The following is a 17758-nucleotide window of genomic DNA, read 5'->3' as shown; positions in this document are numbered from 1 at the left end:
CCCACTATTTTAATTATCTTGTGAGACGATTAAAACGCGATCGCGCCTTGTATTCTCGTAAGTGATGAACCAGACTTAAAGTGATGATTCTATGACTCAATCAATCATCAGTTGCAACTCCTCTCCAACTGTTTGATTTGCTGTTCTTGATATTTTTCAGGAACGAAACTGTAACCAAACTCAGAACACTTGGACTTGACAATTTTGGTTAATTCAACGTTATCTTCTTTACGATTACCATTCTTAAACTTGATAAAATTTTTCTCATCAGCCCCCTTAGCTCTCCTGATTGTATAGCTCATTCCATAGCTTCCTATCTTTTGCAAGTTGCTCTTGGAGATATTTAAGCTGATCATCCATAGCTTAGTTCCTCCGCAACTTAGCAATTAACTGTTCCCAAGCAGACTTAATGTTGAAACCACTTCCAAACTCCAACTCACCTTCATACTCCACAAGCATCGGCACAATCGGTAGAGTTATTTTTAATTTATGTTTGGCATCTAGCTCAGGATCTTTGATGATTTCAGCTACTGCTACACTATTGAGAGACAAAGTAGGAATTCGTTCTTCTAATGCTGCTAACATCTGTTGCATTTGTTGCTCTGAAATCAAGTTTGCTTCCAGTGCATCTATTAGGTTCTGAATTAAAACTAATTGTGTTTGGTCTAGTTGCTGAGTAATAGCACTAATTATGGCTCGTTCGATAGCATCATAGCGGTTTAATAGAGCTTGACGCATTTGATTCTGATTTTCATAAATGGCAATTTGACCATTTAGTAAAACGTTTAACTTCGCATCCATCTGCTGCAATTGGCTTTCGACTTTCTGCATCTGAGCATTTGGAGTATTTGATAATTCTTGGTCTAGTTCAGCGTACTCTTGCTTGTAGCGAGCAAGTGAATCCCATTGCCGCTCAATTTCCTGGCGATACCCAGCCTTGACACGAGGGTTTGTCTCGTAGCGCAATGCTTCTTCAAACTCCTTAAGCAGTTCTTGGTCTTTGCTAATGTGTATTTCCAAATCTCGTAGTCTCTGAGAAAAGCCTGGAGAGAGCATAAGGTTAATTCTTTACTTCCTGGATAGCTAACTTTGTAAATCGCAGATAGATTAAGTAAACTTAACAACACCTGTTTTTTATTCGGAACTCAATTGAAATGAAGCCATAGCGTAATTACCGTAAGTCCTTTTTAGTGTAGCAATGTCTCGCAGGCGCAGGGCGCGATCACATCCGACAAAATGCTTGGCTGATCAAGTGAAGTTAAAAGCGATCGCATCGCACTACATCACCAATTGCGTAGGCGTAGCCCGTCGTAGACATCGCCTTTTGTTACCCAACCTCAAGCCGTTGTTTCAGAACTACGGCAGGAAAATCAGCCAGAACTCATAGACAAAGCTGTACATCTTGGTAGCATTGAGTCAAGTACCCGTCAGCAAGGGAGCGAGGGCGATGTATGCAACCGTCACACAACCACTGACTTTTGAAGAGTTTCTTGCCTGGGATGATGGTTCAGGCAGAGAGTTTGAGCTATTGGATGGGATTCCTGTGCCATTATCAGAACCAAATGCAAATCATGAGGATTTGATCGAGCGACTGTGTGCCTACTTAGAAAATCACTGCCAAGAAAATGACCTGCCTTACGTGTCGCGCCAGTCCAAGCAGGTTCGGCTCAAAACAGCACCAGCAGAAAAGGAAAAAAGCCGGAAAGCAGATATTGTCATATTTGCAAGAGTTGAATGGCAGAGGATGAAAACTAGCTCTAGTTCTGCTGCTGCATATATTCCACCACCCGGAATCATTGAGGTCGTTAGCAACAACTGGAAGGACCACTATCTGACAAAACTTGCTGAATATGAAGATTTGGGCGTTTTCGAGTACATCATTGTGGACTACGCTGCTTTTGGTGGCATTCGGTTCATTGGCTCTCCGAAGCAGCCAACCATTACAATCTACCAACTTGAAGGTGCAGAGTATTTACCCCCAAAGGTATTTCGAGGGCAGGATCGAATTGATTTTAGATTGTTTCCGAATATTCCCTTAACGGCTGAACAGATTTTTGCAATGAGTCGCTGATTAGCAACGAACAAATTTATTCTAGTGGTCTTCTCGCCACGATCGCCCAACGGTAATCAAATGTGGTGTAGCTAGCTACATTATTTACACAGGTTGTAGATTGAGCGATGTCTACGACGGGCGTAGCTGCGGCACCTTTTCTATTTTTTAGAAAGAGTCAAGCGATCGCCGCGAAAGTTTTCACTGGCAAACAGTAACAAAAACTGTTATTATGATGTCTATTCTTGTTATAAGGAAATAGATACATGAATATTTCCCTTACTCCTGAGTTGGAAGCATTCGTCCAAAGACAGGTTGAGTCCGGCTTGTACCATTCTCAAAGTGAGGTGATTCGGGAAGGATTGCGTCTTTTGAAACGTTTTAACGACCATTCCGAGGAATATAAATTGTGGCTCAATGAGCAAATTGCTATCGGTCTTTCCGAGCTTGATAATGCACAAGGTCTTCCCCAAGAAGGTGCGCGGGAGCGTATCCGCAACAAGGCGCGACAATTGATGAAAAAACCGTTGTGACGAACCGGAAATCTTATATTCTCTCGCCACAAGCGGAAAATGACCTCGCGGGAATTTATGCCTATATCGCGCGAGATAATTCGGATGCCGCCGAACGGATGCTGGACAAGCTTCTTTCCGCCTGTGATTTACTGACAGACAGCCCCGGAATCGGACAGTATCGTTATGACCTGACCCCCCTTCATGTCCGCTTCTGGTTAGTACAGCCTCGTTATTTCCTGATATACCGAGGTGAAAACCCTGTTGAAATCGTGCGAGTTCTGGCAGCAAACATGGACATTGCGCGGGAACTCACCGGAGAATAAACGTTCCGTTTTGGAAAATTTTTAGTCTCAAATCATACCACAAAACTTTTTTGTAAGAGGTCTATTATGTAATCCAACATTTTAGATGCTAAAAAATAAAATCCCTACGACCTACTATTAGTCAAGCTCTTAGGGATTTTGTGATCACGGGACTAGTGCGGCTCGAACGCACGACCTGACGCTTAGGAGGCGTCCGCTCTATCCAACTGAGCTACAGCCCCAAATAGGAAGCATATATAATCATAGCAGTAGTTTTAGCGAGATTGCCAACAATTATCCCAAGAACCGCCGCCTACTTCTAAACCACAAAGAAAACTTTCTGCTTTGAGGATTATTTGAGATTTTCTGCCATTTAATTCTCGTAACTCTAAATTTAACTTTCCTTGCATGGTGTCTCGGCAACAGTATCTTAAACCTTCCTCTGTAGGCGCACGTAGAGGTGTACCAGGTAAATCGGTGGTTCCTGTCAACTCAATTTCGTAATTGGAATTACTAGCTTTCATTTGCCATCTGCCCCAAGGCTGAATTTCCCAGTCTACTTGTGAATTCCAGGGAACGAATTCATAAAACTTGCCTTGATAGTGCAAGCCAATCATCGCTACAGATTCCATCCACCACAGCACACCACGTCGTCCACCGCCAGCAGTTAATGCTAAGTCGGGTTCGCCCTCGAAGCAATTACAGTTTATCCAAAACCATTTTTGGGGAAAAGCACCACCCCAATTTTTCTCGCCGTAGGCTGGGGCGTTGGTGAATTCGTAGATTTTGCCATTCCAGTCAATCTTCCCACTAGCTAAACCGTGAGCCATCAAAATTTGCCATCCCGGTTCAAAAATCTGCAAGAATGACACCCAGCCTGCGGTTGATTGCTGAATGCTATTTTGATTCCCCCAACCGTATACGGGTTGAATTTCGTACTGCCAACGGCAATAATTATTGGTGGCGCGATCGCAAATTATTCCCTGATTTAAGGTGGCTGTAGCTTGATATCCTTCTTGAACATGATGCTCAAACTCTGCTGGCAGCAAGTATAGGGGAGAAACTTGCAAATCCGTTTTACCCCAATGACCTAAACCCAGGACATCTCGACTACCCCAAAATTTCTTCACATCAGGAAAAGTACGGCATAAATACTCATCATCGGGACCGAGAACTTGGGCTGCACCGCCGCTATGGGGTTTACCGCCGATGGGGTCTTCAATAGAGTACATAAAGGCGAATGTTTGCCCAATTTCCGGTAACGTGACGCGGTAATACCAGCCTTCAAAGAAGCGGCGACTACTACCATCCCAGTGATAACCAGAATGGGGCGTTTGAGTTGATTGGAGAAGATTTAGGGGAATAGTTAACATAGAGTTATATAGTTGCCGATTTTTTCAGTATGCGCGATCGCTTCGATATCAATTATGCTTATGAAATTCTGGGGCTAGAACCTGGGGCATCGCCAGTACAAGTGAAGCGAGCTTACCGTAAACTGGTGAAAATTTGGCATCCCGATCGCTTTCTTGAGCCAAAGCAAAAACAGGAAGCTGAAGAAAAAATCAAATCAATCAACGTAGCTTACAACAAACTCAAATCTGAAAGTCCATCTGAGCCTCCCACTAGTGAAAATCCATCCTCATCTTCGCCTATAAATCCCCCAAAAATATCTGTCAATCGTTGGGATGCAGAAACTTTCTATACTTTGGGAGTAGAGAATGCTACAAAAGAAAGATATGAAGATGCGATCGCAGATTTTACCCATGCAATTCGTCTCAATCCTCACTATATTGACGCATATAAATATCGTGGGCTAGTTTGCTCTCAACTGGGATACGAATATAGAGCCGCTTCAGATTTAAATAAAGCTGCACAAATCGAACAAGAGTTAATAAATCCGGGCGCTGCGCGGACATCACGATCAGTTAGATATACATCTAAACCTAGACCTCTAGTAAAAAGATTTTGTCAAGGGATAAAAAGTTTACTGCGGCTAAATCGGCGTTGGAGATAAAAAGCGAATATAATTTAAGACGCTTCAGATGGCGACACCATATCTTGAGTTAGATAGTACTTATAATTGGGAATACTAAGTGTAGTAAGATTTGCTGCTGATTTTTTAGTATTCCTAGTATGAGCGATCGCTTCGATATAAATCATGTTTACAATATCCTTGGGTTAAAACCAGGTGCATCTGTTGATCAGGTCAAACAAGCTTATCGTCAGATGGCTAAAACTTGGCATCCAGATTGTTTTCTCGAACCGCAGCAAAAACTAGAAGCAGAAGAAAAAATCAAAGAAATTAATCAAGCTTATGCAAGGTTAAAATCTTATCAGCCAAGTGAGATAAATCAATCTGCTTCCACTTCGACCAAAATTGATTTCACTTCATATAATGCTGAAAGTTTCTACAAACTGGGCATAGATAAAGCTCAAAGAGGAAAATATACTGAAGCAATTGAAGACTTTAGCAAAGCAATTCGTCTAAACCCCAACTACTTTGAAGCCTATAAATATCGAGGGCTTGCTTGCTCGAAACTGGGATATGAAAATAGAGCCGAGTCTGATTTTAGAAATTCTATACAACTGGAACTGAAACAGAAAAAAGCAGCACCCAAACCTACATCTCCACCGCCACCACCCAAATCTACATCGCCACCGCCAAAGCCAGCAACTCCACCACCTAAATCACAGTCTCAACCTTCACCGTGGAAATGTATACACACCCTGACTCATCTGAACTGGGTTTTTACAACTGCAATCAGTCCAGATGGGCAAACTTTGGCTAGTGGAAGTAGTGATAATACTATCAAAATTTGGGATCTCGACACAGGTAAATTACTACATACTATCAGTGGACATACAAAATGGGTAAGATGCCTAGCTTTTAGCCCAGATAGCCAAACTCTGATTAGTGGCAGTGATGACAGCAGCATCAAGATTTGGCAAGTGTCTACAGGTAAATTACTTAACACCCTCAAAGTACATTCAACCCCAGTTTTTTCTGTAATCATTAGTCCAGATGGTCAGACTGTCCTGAGTGGCGGTAGAGACACCACTATCAAGATTTCCCATATAGAGATGGGACAATTGCTGCACGTCCTCAAAGGTCATTCTTACTTGGTTTACTCCCTTACCATTTGCCCAAGGCAGCAGATTTTAATCAGTGGTAGTGGAGACAATACCATTAAGATGTGGAATTTGAAGAGTAGAAAACTGCTGCAAACTATCAATGGGCATTCAGGTTACGTGACTTGTGTGGGCATTAGCCCTGATGGACAAATTTTAGCTAGTGGCAGTTATGACCAGACTATCAAGTTATGGAACATTAATACAGGTAAGCTAATTAACACACTTGCCGGACATCATAATTATGTTTGTGCGATCGCTTTTAGCCCTGATGGTCAGCATATTGCTAGTGGTAGTGCAGATCATACTGTGAAACTATGGGATGTTAACACGGGACAAAATCTTTACACTTTGGATAACCATTCAGATTGGGTTCACTCTGTCACTTTCAGTCCTGATGGCAAAACTTTGGTTAGTGGTAGTCGAGACAGGACAATCAAGCTTTGGCGATGCGATATCTAACGAGAAATTGAAAATTTAGATGATTTCAGTAAATTGCTAGATTTTGTCTCAAAAAATTAGATAACAGCTTAAGAACATCCATCTTTGGGATACTGTTTCTTTAGATTAAGTATTAACTCCTTAGAGATAGAGCCACTTGCTGATCACAGAGGTTATACTGATAAGTCTCGATAGTTGAGTAGCAAATTAAACTCACTATTTATCAGCAACATACATTTTTCGACTGATTAAAACCTCTTGTTTTTACAAAGCTTTAGTTTGTCAATATCTTATCAAGGAGTGAAATCAACAGCTATGCCTATTCCTACCAATAAAGGCGAAAGCGAAAACAGTGAAGTTAAGAAAGATACTTACACCGATAGTAATGGTAATACTCACACCCACCTGACACAAAGCACTGAAACATCTAAAACCAACACACCTGATCCCAACTCTTACCAAAAAGGTTACGTACAAGGTCGAAATACTGAGCATACCAATCAGCAAGCTGATTTAGCTGATCGTGATAATAACAATGCTAATGGTGGTTTGGTGTTGGGTATTGTTATTACTTCCGTGCTTGCTTTGGTTATAGGTGGGGTCTGGTACTTCAGCCAGCAGAATAACGCACCGGTTAACAATATTGTCCCAGTCGCGGTTCCTGTACCGAGTAAGAGTAGTTTAACCCCTAGTGCATCTCCTCAACCACGAACGACAATCATCGAAAGAACCAGAGAAATACCTGTTGTTGTTCCTGTTCCTGTTCCACAACAGCAGGTTACACCTTCATCTCCACCTCGCCAACCGAATATTAACATTACTGTTCCACCCCAGCAGCCTGCGGCAGTAAAAGCACCTGTAACCCAGCCAACCCCGAAAGCGGCAGAAACTCCGGCGACGAGTCCAACTAGTATTACTCCGACTCCGCAGAACAAGGACGATACTTCTACTAATACTGTCGCTCCAAGTACGAAAAGTGACACCTCTAAAACCACTCCACCTCAATAAGTAGACCAGTCAAACAATAGACTTCTTGCATAAATCAAAAAAAGAACCCCATCCCGCCTTTGACTTACGTCAAATTCTCCCCTAAAAGCCTGCGGGGAGGGGTGTTAGGGACTTTTGCAAGAGGTCTAATATTTGGGAATTGTTGCGATAAATTAATGGTATTTAAGTTTAGTAAAGATATGGTGTTGCTGAATAAACATAGGCTAGATTAAGAGCAAGGTACAAACAGGTTAAAAGTTAAACAAAAACTTTCAAGTTAGAGCCTGTGCCTCCTGCTCTAATATTGTTGCGTAGGCATAGCCCGTCGTAGACATCGCTCTGAAGTTGTGGCATCCATTGAATGTATTTTTACCTTGAGTTCAATGAGTTGTTTTGGAGGTTTGAGAACGCACAGCCCGAAAATGCCTAACTTCAAATGTCAGGATGTGCAATTCTGAGTATAGCGAGCGCGAATGCTGTCCACCTTAATTAGTTGAGTTATTTACTTCTGAATTCTCCAATCTTCAAGAAACCGCCCCAAGCTGCTGAGATTTATCCATCGTAGCTTCCGGCGGTTTCTGCTTTGAGTTAATTAAAAAGTTCAGAATTGTTAATCACTAATTAAGGTAATTACAGTCACTTCTGGCGGACAAAATAGGCGTCCTGGTTTATAAGTTCCTAAACCCCGATTAACATATAGTTGATTTTTTTCCACCTTGTGAAACCCTTGCGCCCACTCCCAATATCGCACTACTTTAGAACAGTCTCCCAGGAAAAATATTACCCAACGCCGTAATTTTTTGGGAATTTGTTTGAGGAGCTTTTTATAATAGAATACTACAGGGCCAATGCCCGGAATGACGATGTGACCACCGTGGGTATGACCAGATAATTGCAAATCTACGCGCCATTGTTGTAATATCTTGGCTGTATCTGGGTTATGGGATAAAACGATGCGGGGTGTAACCGAGTCTAGTTGATTCATGACTGATGCGGGCTGGAATTCCCGTGACCAATAATCAGCTAGTCCTACTAATGGTAATTCTTTTCCTAATGGATAGGCGATTTCATTCCAAAGCACATGCACCCCAATGCTAGTTAACGCCTGTGTAACTTCTGCTTTTGAGTGGCTGTAATAGATATCGTGATTACCAAGTACGGCGTAGATACCATAGCGACTTTGCAGATGTTTGAGTCGAAGCACCAATTGGTGAATTGGCGTCGGATCGTCAGTTACGTAGTCACCAGTTAATAGAATTAAATCTGGTTCAGCTTCGTTAGTAAGTGCGATCGCTTTTTCTAACATATCTTCCGACAGCCGCAAACCATCGTAGTGAAAATCTGACAACTGCACTAACGTTGTACCTTGTAAAGATGCTGGAAGTTCCGCAATCTTAACCGTTATTTTATCTACTCTTAAATGTCCCGTAAACAACCAATGCATAAGGCAACCGATACTCCTCATACCAGCGTTTACAGCTTACCAAAAATTAAAATACAACTTGAGTAACTGCAATAATTTATGTCACAGAGTCCAGATACAATTAACTAATTGATTTATTTGAAATCCCTGAATTTAGTTATCGGGTTTTCCTTCTGCTTTCTGATTCAGCTTGTAGTGTGATTATAGTAACTTCTGAGCGGCAAAATAAGCGTCCTGGGAGGTAAGTTCCCAAACCCCGATTGACATATAGCTGATTTTTTCCTAGCCGATGGAAACCCTGTGCCCATTCCCAATGGCTGACTACAGAAACATTTACTTGCAAAAAAGGGACTAGACGCCGCAGTTTTCTGGGTATTTTTTTTACAAGCTTTTCGTAAAAGAACGCCATAGGGCCAATTCCGGGAATCACGATTTGACCACCGTGAGTATGACCAGATAATTGTAAATCGACTCGCCAGGATTGTAATATCTCCGCCGTATCTGGGTTATGGGATAAAACGATGCAGGCGGTGTCGGGGTTTAACTGGTTCATAACTGGTACAGGATTAAATTCTCGTGACCAACTATCCGCCAGTCCAACAAGTGGCAATTCTTTTCCTAGTGGATAGGCAATTTCGTTCCAAAGTACGTGAATTCCAATGCTAGTAAGGGCGTCTGTAACTTCTGCTTTTGCGTGTCTGTAATATATATCGTGATTGCCAAGAACAGCATATATACCACTGCGACTTTGCAGATGTTTGAGTCGAAGTGCCAGTTGGTGAATCGGTGTCGGATCGTCAGTTACGTAGTCACCAGTTAATAGAATTAAATCTGGTTCAGCTTCGTTAGTAACTGCGATCGCTTTTTCTAACATATCTTCCGATAGTCGCAAACCATCGTAGTGAAAATCTGACAACTGCACCAGTTTCTTACCTTGTAAGGATGCAGGCAACCCTGCAATGTTAACCGTCAATTCTTCTATACTCAACGGTCCAGATAACAACCAATGCATAAGACGTTTAATAAACCTTAATCATAGCGCTTACAGCTTAACTGAACATTATCGCTTTGTGTGTAGCGACTAATGCAACTTATTGAAAATTTCATGAAAGTTGGAAATTTTAGTGTATTTATACTTGTTTAAATCAAAAATAAATTTACTATTAATTTACGTTAAAAATACTACTTGCTTTTGGTTGGGTGTGCGATCGCTTTCCAGATTCCTGTATAATTTAGAGTGCGATCGCACTGTCAGAAACTACTGCTATAAACATAGAAAAATCTACACTTAGCGATCGCTAATCTTCCCATAAAATTTTTAGTAATATCTGTCCCAAAATCGAGCCTAATACAAAAATTCCCCTCTAACCTGACGGTATAGAGAGGTTAGACGGAACGTCGTAACGCAATGACATCAACCTTGATCTGTCGCTATGCCGTACTCTTGGCGCTAACACACCCTACGATTAATGGATATTATTTTAAGCGATCGCACGGCATTAGATTACCACTAATTCTTATTTGATTTATCAGTCATTAAAAAAACAGCGCCAGCCTGTCATTAGGCTGGCGCTATTTTTTATTTAATTCAGAAATAACAATAGTTAGATGAATTGGCTAAATCTTCCTGATTCATTAACTGCGACTTTGTTTTTATACAGCACTGCGGTTAGTTATTAAGTTCCACACGAAAACCGCAATAATTGCACCAAGAACTGCTAGCGCAATACCAGGAATGCTAAGAGTAGGGGCTGCTAAAGTTAATGTTCCCGTACTGAAGAAGACACCTAAACTACCGCCAACAAAAGCACCGATGACTCCTAGCAAGATTGTTCCTAGAATTCCGCCACCTTGATGACCGGGGTAGATAGCTTTTGCGATCGCACCAGCAATTAAACCTAAAACAATCCAAGCAATAATATTCATTGTTATTAATTTCGTAGACTTTTCTTACCCACGACTACATATTATCAATCTTAATCTGTTGACTACATCTACCATCAGAATTAATTATTTATATCCATAAGGAATACCCTAATTGCTACTAGGTTTTTTGATATCCGCTCCCATTGAGGTAGATAATCAATTAAAAAAAGCTCCTAGTAGGTCTTCAACTAGGAGCGTATCAAACTATTGCTTGGTAATTGGAGTATATGCCTTTTAATTAAGTTGCTCCTCTACTAGAAGAATTAAGCTTAATTTTCAAAGACTGTCTCTAAAGTAATGTAAAGTCAGCAAAATCAGGCGATATCTACGACGGGCGCTCTTAAATGGGCGTGAATAATTAGAGGGTTGTAGTAAAAGCTGAAGCCCTGACTACAAGCCAGTTTAAGTATTTTACATTACGTAACTTAGTTTGATTAATTCTTACCTACTTAGTTGTAGCAACCTTCTTACCAGGATTCCCCACTTGGGCATCGCCAGGATAATTGAAAATTAGGTATTAGGAAAACTATTCTCTAGTCCCCATTCCCAGTTAAAATGCCTAATCAAATTTGGTTATCACAGTTGCAAAAATATCGAGCGATCGCAGTCATCCGCGCCCCGAAAATCGAACTGGGACAGCAAATGGCAATGGCTGTAGCATCTGGGGGAATGCAGTTAATTGAAATTACCTGGAATAGCGATCGCGCTGGGGAATTAATCAGTCAACTACGCTCACAATTACCAACCTGTACCATTGGTACTGGTACACTATTCAATGTGCAGCAGCTACAATCTGCGATCGCATCTGGGGCGCAATTCCTCTTTACACCCCACCTTGATTTGGCAATGATTCAAGCAGCACAACAAAAAGATGTGCCGATCATCCCAGGATCGCTGACTCCTACAGAAATTTTTACCGCCTGGAGTCAGGGCGCTAGTTGTGTAAAAGTGTTTCCTGTGCAAGCTATGGGAGGGGCTGATTATATCAAAAGTTTGCAAGGGCCGCTGGGTGAGATTCCCTTAATTCCTACTGGCGGCGTGACTCTGGAAAATGCCAAAGAATTTTTAGAAGCCGGAGCGATCGCTGTCGGTTTGAGCGGTGGATTATTTCCCAAAAAGCTTGTCACAGAGGGAAATTGGGAAGCGATCGCATCTGGGGCAAGAAAGCTAATGCAACAGTTAGCTTAACTTAGAATCAAATCATCAAAAACTCACGTCTATTAAAGTAGTAGATAGGGAAATAAAGGTGAAAACTGATAAGTTTCCCAATACCCGATGATTTGAGTGTGAGTGTATCTAAAATGAAAATACTGATTTATCCTGACTGGGTGCGTCGCTTACAAATACTCTTTACTGGTACAGCACTGTCCTTAAGTGTTTTTACTACTACTGAAACGAGTGAAGTTTGGGCGAATTCCAAAAATGAAGTGATTGCACAAACAATCCAGACATTACAACAATCGGATCAGCGCTGGATTCAAATTAATCTTTCAAAGCAACGATTAATAGCTTGGGAAGGTGACAGAGTTGTTTATGGAAGCGCTATTTCCTCTGGCAAAAAATCCACTCCCACTCTTATTGGTACTTTTAAGATTCAATCAAAGTTCAAAACTACACAGATGCAGGGAGAAAACTACAATGTTCCCAACGTTCCTTATGCAATGTTTTACCAAGGTAATTACGCTATTCACGGAGCTTACTGGCGTAAGACATTTGGTACTCCAGTCAGCCACGGCTGTGTGAATATAGCACCTAAACATGCTAAATGGCTATTCGAGTGGGCATCAGTAGGGACACCAGTAGTTATCCAGAAATAGTAGGTGAAGCAGCGAAAAAGCAATTTAGGTAAAATCATAAATAACAACAAATCAAGACAATTAAGTAATTCCCAGCATAAAATCTTGCTGGGAATCTTCGGAGTCGGAATTACTGAACTTGAAATAAAATATAGAAAAGGGCATTAAACAATTTGCCCAAGAAAATAAGCGTAAATCCTGATAATTCCTCTGTGAAACTACAAATGCAAACAAGAATTCGGGAAAAGTTTGCATTTAGGTATTTAAATGACAGATTTTTTGTAAAAGTTGTCCTTTGTAATTAGTCATTAGGAATGTGGATTAAACAAAATGCAAAACTTCTATTTCGCAGGGTGGGTTACGCACCCTGCGAAAGTTGCTCTTGATTAAATCCGTGTTCCTTAGTGAATAACAAATGACAAATGTGCAAATTGGACGCAGATTAGCTTAGAACTTGTCTTGAGAAGCCTTAGCGGATGAATTGCGTAAATCCTCCACAGAAAGCGAGTAGCCGATCTGGAAATTTGTAGTGTTCCAGAAAACTACTTCACTTGATGATTTTTGCGTAGTTTAGAAGATGAGGCATAATGCAAACCTGGATTCAGAATGGTGGAATTCGTTCCTCTGGAACTTTTTGTACAGGCGTGGCGCTGATGGTGGTGACTTTATTTTCTTGGTCATCACCGTTAACAGGTACACCCAACTCGACTACAGCAACAGCCACGTCAATCGATAATATCAGGCAAACATCCCAACCTCGCTGGATTGAAATTGACCTGTCAGAGCAACGCTTACGTGCGTGGGAAGGTAAAAAACTTGTTTATTCATACCGAATTTCTGGAGGTAAGCGATCGACTCCTACACCCATAGGTAGATTTCGGATTAATTCTAAGTATCGCACTCACCGGATGCGAGGTAGCGGCTACAACATTCCTGACGTTCCTTACACAATGTATTTCTACAGAGGCTATGCCATCCACGGTGCTTACTGGCATAACCGTTTTGGGACTCCAGTCAGTCATGGTTGCGTAAATTTACCTGTTAAACAAGCTCACAATCTTTACAGATGGGCTTCAACGGGAACTTTAGTAGTGGTGCGGAAATAATTTCTAATTCCTAATTAAGCTGTCGCGTCTGTAATAGGACTTATATCATGTCCGCTTGATTACTTATTAAACCCGAAGAACCCCAAAGAGCCAAAGCTACGCTTCGTCTCCCCTAAGAGCTTGCGGGGAGGGGTTGAGGGTGGGGTGCAATGACTGTGGGAATCATAACTAATTATTCGGACATGATATTACGCAAAACTACACGCGCTCTGGGGCAATTCATGTAGCTTTAGCTGACCGCAGGGACGCATATTGCATGCATCCAAACGAAAAATGAAAAAATCCCCTAGCTAGAAGTCAGGGGATTTTCAAACTTGGTCTATTAAATAGTTAGAGGATTATTTTTTAGGTGAGATGAGCATCATCATGTTTCGCCCTTCTTTTTTTGGCGCTTGCTGAAGCTCACCATAAGGCTCCAAATCCGTTGCCATTCGCTTGAGCAATTCTTCTGCTAAGTCGCTGTGTTGAATTTCTCGACCCCGGAACATCACAGTGGCTTTGACTTTATCGCCATCTTTTAAAAAGCGCTCTGCTTGCTTAACACGCACGTTATAGTCGTGTTCTTCTATTTTGTAGCGCATCTTAACTTCTTTGACATCAGCCGTGTGCTGCTTTTTCCGGGCTTCCCGCGCCTTTTTTTCCTGCTCAAACTTGTATTTCCCGTAGTCCATAACCCGACAAACCGGCGGGTCAGCTTTGTCACTGATTAGCACCAAATCTACCTGTTTTTCTTCTGCTAGTTGCAGTGCTTCCTGTGGGGGCATAATTCCCAGTTGGGCACCGTCAGTGTCAATGACCCGAATTTTTGGGAAGCGAATTCGTTCGTTAATTTGGGGCAGTTCGCGAGTTCTTTTCTTCTCAATCACAGCCATTATGATTTCTGGGATCTGTTAATGAAGGATTTGGTGTGGTCTAAATTGGTATGCCTCAGAGGCAAAATACTGAAATAACTCAGAACGTGAAAAAATAGTCTACACTTCTAGGGTAGCTAATTCAGAAAACAGTTGCATCGTTGGATTTGTCATTCTACTGACTCTGAGAGAATTTCTCTGCAATATTTAATCTAAATTACACAATCTCGACTCATGTTAAATATTATTACAATTATTAGCCTTGCACTTGAGTGTAAGGCGGGCTAGGCCTAAGCTCACTGCAACAATTGGCTTGGGGGATTGAGGGGAGTTTGGGGGAGTTTCAGCTGATTTTGGTACGGTGGTAATTATGCCAGCTGGCGCGATCGCCTGATCCAAAGATTGGGTGAAATCTCTCAAGTTGAAATTCAGCTTTTGGTGGTGCAGCAATCTCGCCGGACGCTTTATACTGCGATTCGGGAAAGCAATGAATGCCTTCCCATACTTCGTATGGGAACGAGGAAAACCTCATCAAGCTAGGTTTTTAGGACTTGTGTGTGTTGAGGCTAACTGGGTCAATTTCATGGAAGATTCCTACGAGTTAATTGAGTCAGAGACTCAATGAATGCGTTTCCATACGGAGTATGGGAACGAGGAAAAACGAGGAAAAGCTCATTAAACTAGGTTTTTAGGACTTGTGTGTACACCATAGCCTCAGAGGCGAGAGGCTTTGAATTTTAACTCCCATTCCCTCTCTTCGAGACGCTGCGCGAATGTAGGGAAGGGGCTGGGGGTTAGGTTTTTCATATAATGTAGAAAAATCAAAGTTTTATAATAGAATTTCACGCTGATAAATCGGAGGTAAGTGTGACCACTGCGGTACACTGGCAAGAACGGGTTGGTAATCAAAGGGATTGGGTTTGGCGCGGCTGGCAAACCCGCTACACTTATATTCGCCCTAGCCAAAATCACCACCAGACAACACCCCTGATATTGCTACATGGCTTTGGCGCTTCCATTGGTCATTGGCGACATAATTTAGAGGTGTTGGGTGAACATCACACAGTTTACGCCATAGATATGTTGGGTTTTGGCGCTTCGGAAAAAGCCGCAGCTAATTACAGCATTGAGTTCTGGGTAGAGCAGGTTTACGACTTTTGGAAAACATTTATCCGTCAACCAGCGATATTAATAGGTAATTCCAACGGTTCACTGATTTCTATGGCGGCCGCCGCCACCCACCCCGATATGGTGCGGGGTATGGTGATGATGAGTTTACCCGACCCCTCATTAGAGCAAGAAGCAATTCCCCCTGCGCTGCAACCACTTGTCAGAGCAATTAAAAATATTGTGGCTTCGCCGTTGATTCTTAAACCTGTGTTTAACTTCGTGCGCCGTCCTGGGGTGCTGCGTCGCTGGGCTAGTATTGCTTACGCTAACCCAGAGGCGATTACCGATGAACTGATCGAAATTTTAGCACAGCCTGCCCAAGATAGAGGTTCGGCGAGGGCTTTTAGTGCTTTGTTTAAAGCTGCGATCGGAATTAACTTTAGTCCTAGTGTCAAGACAGTATTACCAACCTTAACAATTCCGATGCTGTTAATTTGGGGACAAAAAGATCGATTTGTTCCTCCAGCCCTGGCTAGCCAATTCGCCCAATACAACGAGAAATTGGAACTGCTGAAATTGGAGGATGTAGGGCATTGTCCCCATGATGAATGTCCAAAACAAGTCAACCAAGCTATTTTAGATTGGATTGAGAGATGGATTGACGTAGGCGAAGCCCGCCGCAGGCATCGCTAACCGTTAGTTATTCCCTAAATGTGATAGTTTCTGTGCTATGGGGTAAGCAGTGCGATCGCCATGATTGAATTTTTTAATTTCTAATTCCTTAACACCTAGTCAATCGCGGCTTGGTTAATGTCAACATCTGTAGCACCATTCACAGAACGAGCTACAGTAATCATTTGGTTGAGAATTTCTTGACTAGGAACCTTACCTTTCAAGACTACAGTGCTGCCTGTCTGAGCAACCCAAAGGGTATCAACATCGTCGAGTTGGGGGTCTTCATCAAATGCCAACGCTACCCGCTTTGCTAAACCACTTTGGTCGTATTCTCCGTTTAATCCCAGACGTTCGGGCGGTATCGATTGCGTATCAGTATCGACACTAGTACTACTATCTTCTACTGTAGCCTGTGCAGTCGGATTTACTTCTGCATTTTGAGGTTTTTCCATTCCAAATAGTCTTTTTAACCAACCCATATAAACTTTTCTCCGATTAGAGGCTCATCAAATCTGACTATAAAAGCTTTCCAAAAATGCCGCATCTGCCAATGAAAAGATATGCATCAATGAAATTCCGGCTTGCAGTATGATTTCTGGCCAATTTCTCTCTAGAAAATGCAATGAGTGCAACTATTAAGTTTAGAATAGAAGGTCGCACTGACTTTTTTAGTGCGGTAGTACGTCTAGCGTAGCCCTTAGCTAGTGTCTGCGTTCCTCAATTCCTGCTCTAGCCTCTGTTGGCGAAGATGAAACATACTCTTTCAGTTCTGGTAGAAGATGAGGCGGGTGTTCTTTCCCGCATTTCTGGTTTATTTGCGCGTCGCGGCTTTAATATTGAAAGCCTTGCTGTTGGTCCTGCTGAACAAGGAGGAGTCTCCCGAATTACGATGGTTATACCTGGTGACGATCGCATTATCGAGCAACTCACCAAGCAACTGTACAAGTTAGTCAATGTCCTGAAAGTACAGGACATTACCGAAACCCCTTGCGTCGAGCGGGAATTGATGCTTTTGAAGGTGAATGCTAGTAGCAGCAATCGCTCAGAAGTGATTGAACTGTCTCAGATTTTCCGGGCGCGAGTCGTGGATGTGGCGGAAGATTCTCTTACCTTAGAAGTTGTGGGAGATCCAGGTAAAATGGTAGCGATCGTGCAGGTGTTGCAAAAATTTGGTTTGAGAGAAATCGCCCGCACTGGCAAAATTGCCCTGACTCGTGAGTCGGGTGTGAATACCGAGTTACTCAAGTCTTTGGAAGCAAAGGTTTAGTTGGGAACTTCCAATAAAGGCTCGTAAATAATCAACTTGTGGGGGCGAACATCTGTGCGTCCCTAAAGTCTGTTGCATCCATAGACGCGCACCGATGAGTCAGTGAGTTAGCGGGTTTCCTGATTTATAGCAACCGAAGCATAGATTAGGACATAATAGAAGTAAATGACCTTCAAAAAC

21 protein-coding genes and 1 tRNA gene are annotated in these 17758 nt (G+C 42.2%); 12 read left to right on the top strand and 10 right to left on the bottom strand.

What is annotated here, in order from left to right:
* Positions 1-107: 107 nt before the first annotated feature.
* Positions 108-302 (bottom strand): hypothetical protein, encoded by a 195-nt coding sequence (locus HWQ38_RS09665; protein ID WP_292792661.1) that lies wholly within the window; start codon positions 300-302, stop codon positions 108-110.
* Positions 303-363: 61 nt separating this feature from the next.
* Entirely contained in the window at positions 364-1056 is a 693-nt protein-coding gene (locus HWQ38_RS09660; RefSeq protein WP_292792659.1) for a hypothetical protein, read from the bottom strand.
* Between the two features lie 142 nt (positions 1057-1198).
* On the opposite strand from HWQ38_RS09660, the gene HWQ38_RS09655 reads away from it, so the two are divergent.
* The 4 genes from HWQ38_RS09655 to HWQ38_RS09640 all read left to right on the top strand — a co-directional run bounded on the left by HWQ38_RS09655 (position 1199) and on the right by HWQ38_RS09640 (position 2888).
* Positions 1199-1387, top strand: a complete 189-nt coding sequence (locus HWQ38_RS09655) for a hypothetical protein (RefSeq protein WP_292792658.1) — start codon at positions 1199-1201, stop codon at positions 1385-1387.
* A 24-nt stretch (positions 1388-1411) separates the two neighbouring features.
* Positions 1412-2071 (top strand): Uma2 family endonuclease, encoded by a 660-nt coding sequence (locus tag HWQ38_RS09650; RefSeq protein WP_292792656.1) that lies wholly within the window; start codon positions 1412-1414, stop codon positions 2069-2071.
* A 245-nt stretch (positions 2072-2316) separates the two neighbouring features.
* Positions 2317-2583 carry a type II toxin-antitoxin system ParD family antitoxin gene (locus HWQ38_RS09645; RefSeq protein WP_292792654.1) on the top strand — a complete coding sequence of 89 codons (267 nt, stop codon included), beginning with the start codon at positions 2317-2319 and terminating at the stop codon, positions 2581-2583.
* Positions 2580-2888, top strand: coding sequence for a type II toxin-antitoxin system RelE/ParE family toxin (locus tag HWQ38_RS09640; RefSeq protein ID WP_292792653.1), 309 nt, complete (start codon positions 2580-2582; stop codon positions 2886-2888). The genes HWQ38_RS09645 and HWQ38_RS09640 overlap by 4 nt, the downstream gene beginning before the upstream one ends.
* A gap of 147 nt (positions 2889-3035) precedes the next feature.
* Here HWQ38_RS09640 and HWQ38_RS09635 read toward each other — a convergent pair.
* Both HWQ38_RS09635 and HWQ38_RS09630 read right to left on the bottom strand, forming a co-directional pair.
* A tRNA-Arg gene (locus tag HWQ38_RS09635) sits at positions 3036-3109 on the bottom strand.
* 33 nt (positions 3110-3142) lie between these two features.
* Positions 3143-4240 (bottom strand): tocopherol cyclase family protein, encoded by a 1098-nt coding sequence (locus tag HWQ38_RS09630; RefSeq protein ID WP_292792651.1) that lies wholly within the window; start codon positions 4238-4240, stop codon positions 3143-3145.
* A 29-nt stretch (positions 4241-4269) separates the two neighbouring features.
* On the opposite strand from HWQ38_RS09630, the gene HWQ38_RS09625 reads away from it, so the two are divergent.
* The 3 genes from HWQ38_RS09625 (at position 4270) to HWQ38_RS09615 (ending at position 7445) form a co-directional block, all read left to right on the top strand.
* Positions 4270-4881 carry a DnaJ domain-containing protein gene (locus HWQ38_RS09625; protein ID WP_292792649.1) on the top strand — a complete coding sequence of 204 codons (612 nt, stop codon included), beginning with the start codon at positions 4270-4272 and terminating at the stop codon, positions 4879-4881.
* Positions 4882-5000: 119 nt separating this feature from the next.
* Complete coding sequence (locus tag HWQ38_RS09620; RefSeq protein WP_292792647.1) at positions 5001-6458, top strand: DnaJ domain-containing protein; 1458 nt, start codon at positions 5001-5003, stop codon at positions 6456-6458.
* 294 nt (positions 6459-6752) lie between these two features.
* A complete protein-coding gene (locus tag HWQ38_RS09615; RefSeq protein WP_292792645.1) occupies positions 6753-7445 on the top strand; it encodes a hypothetical protein in 693 nt (230 codons plus the stop codon).
* 589 nt (positions 7446-8034) lie between these two features.
* On the opposite strand, the gene HWQ38_RS09610 is transcribed toward HWQ38_RS09615, so the two are convergent.
* From HWQ38_RS09610 to HWQ38_RS09600, 3 genes are all read right to left on the bottom strand, one after another.
* Positions 8035-8868 (bottom strand): metallophosphoesterase, encoded by an 834-nt coding sequence (locus tag HWQ38_RS09610; RefSeq protein WP_292792643.1) that lies wholly within the window; start codon positions 8866-8868, stop codon positions 8035-8037.
* 136 nt (positions 8869-9004) lie between these two features.
* A complete protein-coding gene (locus HWQ38_RS09605; protein ID WP_292792641.1) occupies positions 9005-9859 on the bottom strand; it encodes a metallophosphoesterase in 855 nt (284 codons plus the stop codon).
* A 641-nt stretch (positions 9860-10500) separates the two neighbouring features.
* Complete coding sequence (locus tag HWQ38_RS09600) at positions 10501-10773, bottom strand: GlsB/YeaQ/YmgE family stress response membrane protein (protein WP_292792639.1); 273 nt, start codon at positions 10771-10773, stop codon at positions 10501-10503.
* Between the two features lie 555 nt (positions 10774-11328).
* Here HWQ38_RS09600 and HWQ38_RS09595 point away from each other — a divergent pair.
* The 3 genes from HWQ38_RS09595 to HWQ38_RS09585 all read left to right on the top strand — a co-directional run bounded on the left by HWQ38_RS09595 (position 11329) and on the right by HWQ38_RS09585 (position 13675).
* A complete protein-coding gene (locus HWQ38_RS09595) occupies positions 11329-11961 on the top strand; it encodes a bifunctional 4-hydroxy-2-oxoglutarate aldolase/2-dehydro-3-deoxy-phosphogluconate aldolase (protein WP_292792637.1) in 633 nt (210 codons plus the stop codon).
* A 113-nt stretch (positions 11962-12074) separates the two neighbouring features.
* Positions 12075-12590: a L,D-transpeptidase gene (locus HWQ38_RS09590; protein WP_292792635.1), complete on the top strand. Its 516-nt coding sequence runs from the start codon at positions 12075-12077 to the stop codon at positions 12588-12590.
* 566 nt (positions 12591-13156) lie between these two features.
* Entirely contained in the window at positions 13157-13675 is a 519-nt protein-coding gene (locus tag HWQ38_RS09585) for a L,D-transpeptidase (protein ID WP_292792633.1), read from the top strand.
* Positions 13676-14013: 338 nt separating this feature from the next.
* On the opposite strand, the gene infC is transcribed toward HWQ38_RS09585, so the two are convergent.
* The gene (gene infC, locus HWQ38_RS09580) at positions 14014-14547 is read right to left on the bottom strand and encodes a translation initiation factor IF-3 (protein ID WP_292792631.1); all 534 of its coding nucleotides are present in this window, start codon (positions 14545-14547) and stop codon (positions 14014-14016) included.
* Between the two features lie 322 nt (positions 14548-14869).
* Positions 14870-15058, bottom strand: coding sequence for a hypothetical protein (locus HWQ38_RS09575; RefSeq protein WP_292792629.1), 189 nt, complete (start codon positions 15056-15058; stop codon positions 14870-14872).
* Between the two features lie 335 nt (positions 15059-15393).
* On the opposite strand from HWQ38_RS09575, the gene HWQ38_RS09570 reads away from it, so the two are divergent.
* Positions 15394-16329 (top strand): alpha/beta fold hydrolase, encoded by a 936-nt coding sequence (locus HWQ38_RS09570; RefSeq protein WP_292792627.1) that lies wholly within the window; start codon positions 15394-15396, stop codon positions 16327-16329.
* Positions 16330-16424: 95 nt separating this feature from the next.
* Here HWQ38_RS09570 and HWQ38_RS09565 read toward each other — a convergent pair whose 3' ends face one another.
* A complete protein-coding gene (locus HWQ38_RS09565; protein WP_292792625.1) occupies positions 16425-16790 on the bottom strand; it encodes a phospholipid-binding protein in 366 nt (121 codons plus the stop codon).
* Positions 16791-17059: 269 nt separating this feature from the next.
* Here HWQ38_RS09565 and ilvN point away from each other — a divergent pair, with 269 nt between their 5' ends.
* Positions 17060-17578: an acetolactate synthase small subunit gene (ilvN, locus tag HWQ38_RS09560; RefSeq protein ID WP_292792623.1), complete on the top strand. Its 519-nt coding sequence runs from the start codon at positions 17060-17062 to the stop codon at positions 17576-17578.
* Positions 17579-17758 lie beyond the last annotated feature (180 nt).

It is taken from the genome of Nostoc sp. NMS7 (assembly GCF_017115085.1).
In the GTDB taxonomy this organism is placed as follows: Bacteria; Cyanobacteriota; Cyanobacteriia; order Cyanobacteriales; family Nostocaceae; genus Nostoc.
Note: the sequence above shows the minus strand (reverse complement) of the source record. Positions and strands in the feature narration are given on the sequence as shown.